The organism is Pantoea sp. Pa-EAmG, from assembly GCF_030024295.1.
Classification (GTDB): domain Bacteria; phylum Pseudomonadota; class Gammaproteobacteria; order Enterobacterales; family Enterobacteriaceae; genus Pantoea; species Pantoea dispersa.
Window position 1 is genome coordinate 42575 of the sequence record NZ_JASEWO010000008.1, and the last position, 9806, is coordinate 52380.

7 protein-coding genes are annotated in these 9806 nt (G+C 58.0%); 4 read left to right on the forward strand and 3 right to left on the reverse strand.

The window, feature by feature from the left end; all coding sequences use genetic code 11:
* Window positions 1-443: 443 nt before the first annotated feature.
* Window positions 444-4334 carry a phosphoribosylformylglycinamidine synthase gene (purL, locus tag QMM04_RS02415; RefSeq protein ID WP_282995575.1) on the reverse strand — a complete coding sequence of 1297 codons (3891 nt, stop codon included), beginning with the start codon at window positions 4332-4334 and terminating at the stop codon, window positions 444-446.
* Between the two features lie 271 nt (window positions 4335-4605).
* On the opposite strand from purL, the gene mltF reads away from it, so the two are divergent.
* A complete protein-coding gene (gene mltF / locus QMM04_RS02420; RefSeq protein ID WP_021506534.1) occupies window positions 4606-6063 on the forward strand; it encodes a membrane-bound lytic murein transglycosylase MltF in 1458 nt (485 codons plus the stop codon).
* Here the strand turns inward: mltF and tadA are convergent.
* Window positions 6060-6554, reverse strand: a complete 495-nt coding sequence (gene tadA, locus QMM04_RS02425) for a tRNA adenosine(34) deaminase TadA (RefSeq protein ID WP_071813580.1) — start codon at window positions 6552-6554, stop codon at window positions 6060-6062. The genes mltF and tadA overlap by 4 nt on opposite strands.
* 57 nt (window positions 6555-6611) lie before the next feature.
* The gene (yfhb, locus tag QMM04_RS02430; protein WP_059009946.1) at window positions 6612-7250 is read right to left on the reverse strand and encodes a phosphatidylglycerophosphatase C; all 639 of its coding nucleotides are present in this window, start codon (window positions 7248-7250) and stop codon (window positions 6612-6614) included.
* A 216-nt stretch (window positions 7251-7466) separates the two neighbouring features.
* Between yfhb and QMM04_RS02435 the strand changes: the two genes are divergently transcribed.
* From QMM04_RS02435 to QMM04_RS02445, 3 genes are all read left to right on the forward strand, one after another.
* Window positions 7467-8306, forward strand: coding sequence for a MurR/RpiR family transcriptional regulator (locus QMM04_RS02435; protein ID WP_021506531.1), 840 nt, complete (start codon window positions 7467-7469; stop codon window positions 8304-8306).
* A gap of 180 nt (window positions 8307-8486) precedes the next feature.
* Window positions 8487-8849, forward strand: coding sequence for a GtrA family protein (locus QMM04_RS02440; protein WP_282995578.1), 363 nt, complete (start codon window positions 8487-8489; stop codon window positions 8847-8849).
* Window positions 8846-9757: a glycosyltransferase family 2 protein gene (locus QMM04_RS02445; protein ID WP_282995576.1), complete on the forward strand. Its 912-nt coding sequence runs from the start codon at window positions 8846-8848 to the stop codon at window positions 9755-9757. Before QMM04_RS02440 ends, QMM04_RS02445 begins: the two co-directional genes overlap by 4 nt.
* Window positions 9758-9806 lie beyond the last annotated feature (49 nt).

Consider the following 9806-nt stretch of genomic DNA (forward strand, 5'->3'; position numbering starts at 1 on the left):
TGGACGGCAGGCTCCGTTTGGTGCGTCATTCGGTATTTTATGAGCTCAACCGCAGTGCGGGGCAATCATAGACAGGAGAATGAGCAACGTAATGAGTATAGCAACTATCGTGCCAGAAAATAAATAGCCTTGTTAATCAGCATACTGCCAGCTCAGAGAGGGAATTAACGACGCTTTCGGACCGACTGGTCTGGAAAAAGTGTCGCCGATTAGCAACGGCTTTAACGCGCTAACTTCGCGCCCATAAAAAACAACGATTTAAATGTCACCTTTTAGCGACAGTTCAGTTATGGGATTGTCGTCATTTTCCGACATGCCACAGATGTCAGCGAATCACAGCGGATCGAGAGCAGTGCCCACGCGACAAAAAATAAAAAAGGCCGCGTTGAGCGGCCTTTGCACGGTGCCCGTGAATGGGCACCGGTAAGAGACAGGATTCAGGTTTAACCCAGCTGCTTGCGCGCGTTGCGGAAAATCCGCATCCACGGGCTGTCTTCGCCCCACTCCGCCGGGTGCCACGAATTGCTGACGGTGCGGAACACGCGCTCCGGATGCGGCATCATGATAGTGACGCGACCGCTTTCGTTGGTCACGGCGGTGATGCCGTTCGGTGAGCCGTTCGGGTTCGCCGGATAGGTCTCGGTGACTTTACCGAAGTTATCGACGAAGCGCAGCGCCACTAGCCCTTTCGCTTCCAGCTCAGCCAGATGCGCACCGTCACGTACTTCAACAAAACCTTCACCGTGCGAGACGGCAATCGGCATGCGAGAACCGACCATGCCGTCCAGCAGCAGTGACGGGCTGGCGGCCACTTCCACCAGGCTGAAGCGAGCTTCAAAGCGCTCGGACTGGTTACGCACAAAGCGTGGCCACAGCTCGCTGCCCGGAATCAGTTCACGCAGATTCGACATCATCTGGCAGCCGTTACACACGCCCAGCGCCAGCGTCTGCGGACGATGGAAGAAGTTTTCAAACTCGTCACGCACGCGGCTGTTGAACAGAATCGATTTCGCCCAGCCTTCGCCCGCACCCAGCACGTCGCCGTAGGAGAAGCCGCCACAGGCGACCAGCGCGTGGAATTCCTCAAGACCACGACGGCCCGCCAGCAGATCGCTCATGTGCACGTCAACCGCGGTGAAGCCTGCGCGGTGGAAGGCAGCGGCCATCTCAACGTGCGAGTTCACGCCCTGCTCGCGCAGCACGGCAACGCGCGGACGCGCGCCGGTGGCGATCATCGGTGCCGCCACATCCTCCTCCGGACGGAAGGTCAGCTGCACGTTCAGGCCAGGATCGTTATCGTCTTTCTTCGCTTCATGTTCCTGATCGGCACAGGCCGGGTTATCGCGCAGGCGCTGCATCTGCCAGGTGGTTTCAGCCCACCAGGTACGCAGGGTGGTACGGCTTTCGCTGTACACCGCGCTGTCGCCGGAGCGGATAACAAAACGGTCGCCCGGCAGCGCTTTACCGATGACGTGAACATTGCTGCTCAGACCGTGATCGGCAAACACTTTTTCCACGGCCGCGCGGTCGGCAGCGTTAATCTGCAGTACGGCGCCCAGCTCTTCTGTAAACAGAGCTGCCAGCGCATCGCTGCCCAGCGCGGCGATATCCGCCTCAACACCGCAGTGGCCGGTGAAGGCCATTTCAGCCAGCGTGACCAGCAGACCGCCATCCGAGCGGTCGTGGTAAGCCAGCAGTTTCTGCTCGCTGACCAGCGTCTGAATTGCATTGAAGAAGCCAGCCAGCTGCGCGGCATCGCGCACGTCGGCCGGTTTGTCGCCCAGCTGGCGATACACCTGCGACAGCGCCGTAGCGCCGAGGGTGTTGGCGCCGTTGCCGAGATCCACCAGCAGCAGCAGGTTGTCGCCTTCCGGCTGCAGCTGTGGCGTCACGGTGCGACGCACATCTTCAACGCGTGCAAAAGCCGTAATGACCAGCGACAGCGGCGAGGTCATTACGCGCTGTTCAGTGCCCTGCTGCCAGCGGGTTTTCATCGACATGGAGTCTTTACCCACCGGAATGGTGATCCCCAGCGCCGGGCACAGCTCTTCGCCCACCGCTTTTACCGCGGCGTACAGACCTGCGTCTTCGCCCGGGTGACCGGCTGCAGCCATCCAGTTTGCCGACAGCTTCACGCGCTTCAGCGAACCGATCGCGGTCGCGGCCAGGTTGGTCAGCGCTTCGCCCACCGCTAGGCGGCCGGACGCGGCGAAATCCAGCAGCGCTACCGGGGCACGTTCGCCCATGGCAAACGCTTCACCGTGGTAGCTGTCAAGGCTGGCGGTGGTCACGGCGCAGTTCGCCACCGGGATCTGCCACGGCCCGACCATTTGATCGCGCGCCACCATGCCGGTTACGCTGCGGTCACCGATGGTCACCAGGAAGGTTTTTTCCGCCACGGTTGGCAGGTGCAGCACGCGGTTTACCGCATCGGCAATGGTAATGCCGTCCCGCACCAGCGCATCACCTTTCGCCTGCTGGCTGGCCACGTCGCGCGTCATTTTTGGCGTTTTACCCAGCAGCACGTCGAGCGGCATGTCGATCGGTTTGTTATCGAAATGGCTGTCGGCAAGGTTCAGGTGCTGCTCCTCGGTCGCTTCACCAATCACCGCGTACGGCGCACGTTCGCGCTGGCACAGTTCATCGAACAGCGCCAGTTTGTCCGGCGCAACCGCCAGCACATAACGCTCCTGCGACTCGTTACACCACACTTCCAGCGGGCTCATGCCTGGTTCATCGCTGAGGATGTCGCGCAGGTTGAAGTTGCCGCCGCGGCCACCGTCGCTCACCAGCTCCGGCATGGCGTTAGACAGGCCACCGGCACCAACGTCGTGGATAAACAGAATCGGGTTGGCTTCGCCCAGCTGCCAGCAGCGGTCAATCACTTCCTGACAGCGACGCTCCATCTCCGGGTTATCACGCTGCACCGAGGCGAAGTCGAGATCGGCATCCGACTGGCCGGACGCCATCGAGGACGCCGCACCGCCGCCAAGGCCGATATTCATCGCCGGACCACCCAGCACAATCAGCTTGGCGCCAACCACGATTTCACCCTTCTGCACGTGATCGGCGCGGATGTTACCAATGCCGCCGGCCAGCATGATCGGCTTGTGATAGCCGCGCAGCTCAACGCCGTTATGGCTGTTGACCTGCTCTTCATAAGTACGGAAATAGCCGTTCAGCGCCGGGCGACCAAATTCGTTGTTAAACGCGGCGCCGCCTAACGGGCCTTCGGTCATGATATCCAGCGCGGTAACAATGCGATCCGGCTTGCCGAAATCCTCTTCCCACGGCTGTTCAAAGCCGGGAATACGCAGGTTGGAAACCGAGAAGCCGACCAGACCCGCTTTCGGCTTCGCGCCGCGTCCGGTGGCGCCTTCGTCACGAATTTCCCCGCCGGAACCGGTGGCGGCGCCCGGCCATGGCGAAATGGCCGTCGGATGGTTGTGGGTTTCCACCTTCATCAGGATATGCGCGGCTTCCTGATGGAACTCATATTCGCCCTGCTGCGCATCCGCGTAGAAACGCCCGACCTCGGAGCCTTCCATCACCGCGGCATTGTCTTTATACGCCGACAGGACGTGTTCCGGATGCTGCTCAAAGGTGTTTTTAATCATTTTAAACAGCGACTTTGGCTGTTTTTCGCCGTCGATAATCCAGTCGGCGTTAAAAATCTTGTGACGACAGTGCTCGGAGTTCGCCTGGGCGAACATATAGAGCTCGATGTCGTTCGGATTGCGGCCCAGTCTGGTGAAGGCATCGAGCAGGTAATCAATTTCGTCATCGGCCAGCGCCAGGCCGAGCGTGCGGTTAGCCTGCTCCAGCGCCTCGCGCCCTCCGCCCAGCACGTCTACGCTTTTCAGCGGCTGCGGCTCATGATGCGCGAACAGCTGTTCTGCCGCGCTGAGCTCCGTGAACACGGTTTCCATCATGCGGTCGTGCAGCAGGCTGGCCAGCTGCTGCCACTGCGCGTCAGTCAGCTGCGGTGCCTGTACATAGAAGGCCAGACCGCGCTCCAGGCGCAATACCTGTGGCAGGTCGCAGTTGTGGGCGATATCGGTGGCTTTCGATGACCAGGGAGAAATGGTGCCGGGACGCGGCGTCACCAGCAACAGACGCCCTTGTGGCGCATGTTCGGCGAGAGAAGGACCGTATTTCAGCAGACGCTGCAGGCGGGCTTGCTGTTCCGCGCTGAGCGGTGCGCTGACATCGGCGAAATGGACGTACTCGGCGTAAATATCACTCACCGGCAGATGAGCGTCCTGAAAGCGGGTCAGCAGTTTGTTTACACGAAATGCCGACAGAGCGGGCGAACCACGCAGAATTTCCATCATCAAAGATCTCTCGTCTTTGAAGCGCCGGGCGACGCTTCATTGGGCGCAACAGGGGAAAACGGGCGGTATTATAGAGAAACCTCGCGGGTTACGAAACCGTTTGCGCATAAAATCTGGCACTCAGCATTTGGCTGAATTTTGCGCAATTCTTGCTATATAAGTTGCCCTGTTGCGCTTTGTTGCGCAAAATGCCCCTCGCTCTGGGAGTGCAAAACAACATAAATACTGCCTTTAAAAGACAGAGGCCTGTGAGCCATTACGAGACAACTATTTGAAACGCCTGAAATTAAATTATCTGTTTATCGGTCTGATCACCGTGCTGCTTGCGCTGGCGCTGTGGCCGTCCATCCCCTGGTACGGGGGCGGAAAAGACGCGTTATCACAGATCAAATCGCGGGGAGTGTTGCGCATCAGTACCGTCAACTCACCGCTGACTTACTACACCATCAATAATGCACCAGCCGGTATGGACTACGAGCTGGCGAAGCGCTTCGCCGATTATCTTGGCGTGAAGCTGGAAGTCACGGTGCGGCCCAACCTCGGCGACCTGTTTGACGATCTCGACGACGGCAAAGCCGACCTGCTGGCCGCCGGGCTGATCTACAACAGCGAGCGCCTCAGCCGTTATCAGAGTGGCCCGAGCTACTATTCGGTGTCGCAGCAGCTGGTGTATCGCATCGACAAGCCGCGGCCCAAAAACCTTGGTGATCTGAAAGGCCGGCTGATTGTGCAGTCCGGTTCAGCCTATCTGTCAACGTTACGTTCCGCCAAAGCGGACAGCTACCCCGATCTCGACTGGGCCATTTCCACCGATATGGGCCAGAAAGCGCTGCTGGAAGCGGTTGCCGACGGCAAGCTTGACTATACCGTGGGGGATTCGGTGACCATCGGCCTGCTGCAGCGCATCCATCCACAGCTGGCGGTGGCGTTTGATATTACCGATGAAGAGCCGGTAACCTGGTATCTGCCGCGTAACGATGACGATAGCCTGAACGCCGCCATGCTCGACTTCTACAGTCAGATGGGGGAAGAAGGCACCATGGCGCGGCTGGAAGAGAAGTATCTCGGCCACGTCGGCACCTTTGATTATGTCGATACCCGCACCTTCCTGCGGGCGATTGATAACACGCTGCCGGATATCAAGCCGCTGTTTGAGAAGTACGCGTCCAGTATCGACTGGCGCCTGCTGGCGGCGATTTCCTACCAGGAGTCGCACTGGAATCCGCAGGCGACCTCGCCCACCGGCGTGCGCGGCATGATGATGCTGACGCGCAATACCGCTGACAGCCTCGACGTGAACGATCGTCTCGATCCGGAACAGAGCATTCGCGGTGGCAGCGAATACCTGCGGCGCATGATGGAAAAAGTGCCGGAGACCATTCCGGAAGATGAACGCATCTGGTTTGCGCTGGCGGCCTACAACATGGGTTACGCGCATATGCTGGATGCACGCCGGCTGACCCTCAAACAGGGTGGCAATCCGGACAGCTGGGCCGACGTTAAGCTGCGCCTGCCGATGCTGAGCCAGAAGCGCTATTACGCGCAGACCACTTATGGCTATGCGCGCGGCCACGAAGCTTATAACTACGTTGAGAACATCCGTAAGTATCAGATCAGCCTGGTAGGCTATCTGCAGGAGCAGGAGAAACGGCTGGCGCAGCAGTCGGCGCTGGAAGCGGAACTCGGTGCCGGTTATCCGGCTGTCGAACCGAAGATTGCGATGAACTAATCGGCGCGCAGCGCCTGCCGCTGTGCGCGCTTCTGTTCCCGGCGCATACGGAAGAAGTCGCTCAGCAGCGTGGCGCACTCCTCTGCCAGCACGCCATGCGCAATCTCTATCTGATGATTCATGCCCGGATGGCCGATCACATCCAGCAGCGAACCGGCGGCACCGGTTTTCTCATCCTTCGCGCCATAGACCAGACGGGTAATCCGGCTGTGCACCATGGCACCGGCGCACATCACGCACGGCTCCAGCGTCACGTATAAGGTGGTGTCGAGCAGCCGGTAGTTATCAATCACTTTTCCGCCCTGACGCAGCGCCATAATCTCGGCATGCGCGGTGGGATCGCACTGGCTAATCGGCCGGTTCCAGCCCTCGCCAATCACTCTGTCGCCCTGCACCAGCACCGCACCGACCGGCACTTCGCCCTGCTCCCACGCACGCCGCGCCAGTTCAAGCGCGTGGCGCATCCAGTATTCATCAGTTTGTGGGTTCAACGGGCAACTCCTGCGGATTAACAAGGCGGCGCATTATAGACGGAATCCAGCTGCGATTCACTCCAGCTGTTGCAGTTCACCGCGCGGCGTCACGCGCCAGCGGTGCTGGCAGAAAAACAGCAGCGGGTTATCCTGCTTGCTGTCGCTGTAGCCGCTGTATAGCTGCAGCGGCGTACCGATTTTTTCCTCGAGCTGCGCCACTTTTTCATGGCCAAGACAGCGCATGGCTAATACCCGGCCGCCACGGCCCGGTTTCATCTGGCTGGCGATCAGCTTCACGCGCGGCAGAAACGCGGAATCAAAATAGACCTGCTCCACCAGTGACTGCGGCGAGCCGGTAATCAGCCAGACATCGGCGTCTTCACTGCTGAGGTAGTCAGTCAGCCGCTGCTGCACCACCGGAAACGCGGTAACGCGCTCGCGAAACCAGCGGGCAAATTCGGCCTCACGCTGGCGCAGCGTGGCCTCACGATGGCCAAAGGTGATAGCCCACAGCAGCAGGCTCATCGGCCAGCGCGCGGCGCGGCCCTTTATCAGCATACCTATGCCGATGACCGGCAGCAGCGGCACCACCAGCACCAGATTGAGCGGCTGGCGGCGCAGCAGATAACGCATAAATGTGCCAAACATGTCCTGCTGATGCAGCGTGCCGTCCAGGTCAAAAAATACCACGCGGCGATGCGAACCCTTTGTCAAACCCGACTCCTTTTTCTAAACGCGGCGATACCTGCTCTACAGTGTAGCCAGCATCGCGCGCCGGGGCGAAAGCTGTCATTTTTAATTCCAGTGGCTACAATGCCATTTGAATAGTTTATTCTCTGCGTCGGCGCGATGTCATCTGACATTCCTGGCCAGACATTTCCTTCCGCGAGCGGCTAAGCTGTGTGCGGGACTATGGATTAAGGATCGGACATGAGTTCATTGCTGCGAATTCGCCAGCTCTACCCACGCCTGGCGCTGAACGAGCGTCGGCTGGCGGATTTTTTGCTGTCGCAGCCTGATCGGGCACGGCATCTGAGTTCACAAAAACTGGCGGAAGAGTCAGGCGTCAGCCAGTCGAGCGTGGTGAAGTTCGCCCAGAAACTGGGTTACAAAGGCTTTCCGGCGCTGAAGCTGGCGCTGAGTGAGTCGCTGGCCGACCGCGATGCCATCACCGTGCACAACCACATTCTGAGTGACGATCCGCTGAAAGTGGTCGGCGAAAAGCTGCTGACGGAAAAAATTTCGGCGATTCGCGCCACGCTGGATATCAACAGCGAAGAGAAACTCACGGAAACGCTGCAGCTGCTGAAAAACGCCAACCGCATTCTGCTGGTCGGCATTGGCGCTTCCGGGCTGGTGGCGAAAGATTTTTCGTGGAAGCTGATGAAGATTGGCATCAACGCCGTCGCCGAGCAGGACATGCACGCGCTGCTGGCCAGCGTTCAGGCGATGGCACCCGGCGATGTGCTGCTGGCAATCTCCTACACCGGCGAACGTCGCGAGATCAACCTCGCGGCGCAGGAAGCCGCAGCCATTGGCGCCGATGTGCTGGCGTTTACCGGCTTTACCCCGAATTCGCTGCAGCAGTGCGCCACGGTCTGCCTGTACACCGTCGCCGAGGAGCAGAGCACGCGCAGCGCGGCCATCTCCTCCACCAGCGCCCAGCTGGCGCTGACCGATCTGCTGTTTATGGCGCTGGTGCAGAACGATCCGGAACGCGCCTCCAGCCATATTCGTCACAGCGAGGAGCTGGTGAAAAAGCTGGTCTGATTGCCCCATGCTCAGGATATTCCCCCCTGCCTTAGCCCGAAATTGATCATCGGGCGGGGCAATGCTTTTGTTGCCTGTCGCTATCCTTGTTTCGGCCCGATTAAACGCATTTTCAGCATCGGGCTTGCAGGATAATTTCCGATGTATATGATCAGGGCAAATTTACTCATCTCTCTCGTCATGCTGAAACTTATTTCCCGTTATGCAGGAATTGGCGTTATCAACACCGCGATTCACTGGACGGTGTTTGCGCTTATTCTCAAGCTGTTCGAGTCCGGCCAGGCTATGGCAAACTTTGGTGCATTCTGCGTTGCGGTGACGTTTTCTTTTTTTGCTAATGCCCGCTGGACCTTCTCTTCTGCAGCCACGCCCTTGCGTTACCTGCTTTATGTCAGCTTTATGGGAGGCATGGCGGCGCTGGTTGGCTGGATGGCCGACGCCTGCACGCTTTCCCCGATGATTACCCTGATACTCTTTTCCTTTATTAGCCTGGGTTGCGGCTTCATCTACTCTAATTACATCGTTTTCAGGGAAGTAAAATGAAATTGTCTCTCGTCGTGCCCGTCTTCAATGAAGAGGAGACCATTCCGCTCTTTTATCAGGCGGTTCGTCATGAATTAGCCGGCTATCAGGTGGAAATTGTTTTTATCAATGACGGCAGTAGCGATGGCAGCGAAAACATCATCAATGCCCTGGCCATCTCGGATCCGCTGGTCATTGCGCTGTCATTCACCCGCAATTTCGGCAAAGAACCCGCGTTGTTTGCCGGACTGGAGCATGCCACCGGTGACGCGGTTATCCCGATTGATGTTGATCTGCAGGATCCCATCGCCGTTATCCATCAACTGGTTGAACGCTGGCAAGCGGGTGCCGATGTGGTTCTGGCTAAACGGAAAGATCGCAGCGCCGATGGGCATGTCAAACGTAAAACAGCCGAGTGGTTTTATCACTTCCACAACCAAATCAGCTCGCCGAAAATAGAGGAAAACGTTGGCGATTTTCGTCTGCTATCGCGCGAGACGGTAGAACAGATAAAAAGCCTGCCGGAAAGAAATCTGTTCATGACGGGCATTTTATCCTGGGTTGGCGGTAAAACAGCGATTGTGGAATATGATCGGGCTGAACGCGTCACAGGGATGTCGAAATTTAATGGCTGGAAATTATGGAATCTGGCATTAGAAGGATTAACCAGTTTTTCAACCTTCCCCTTGCGCATCTGGAGTTACATCGGCGGTAGCGTCGCGTTACTCTCCTTTCTTTATGGATTCTGGATGATCATCGATAAACTGCTCTGGGGCAATCCGGTGGCGGGTTACCCTTCGTTGCTGGTTTCCATTCTGTTTTTGGGTGGAGTGCAACTTATCGGCATCGGTGTTCTGGGCGAATATATTGGCCGAATCTACATTGAGTCCAAACAAAGACCACGCTACGTGATTAAGAGCAGGAAATGAAAAAAACAGTTTTTGAGAGTCATCCCTCCACCATGTATCTGATACTTGC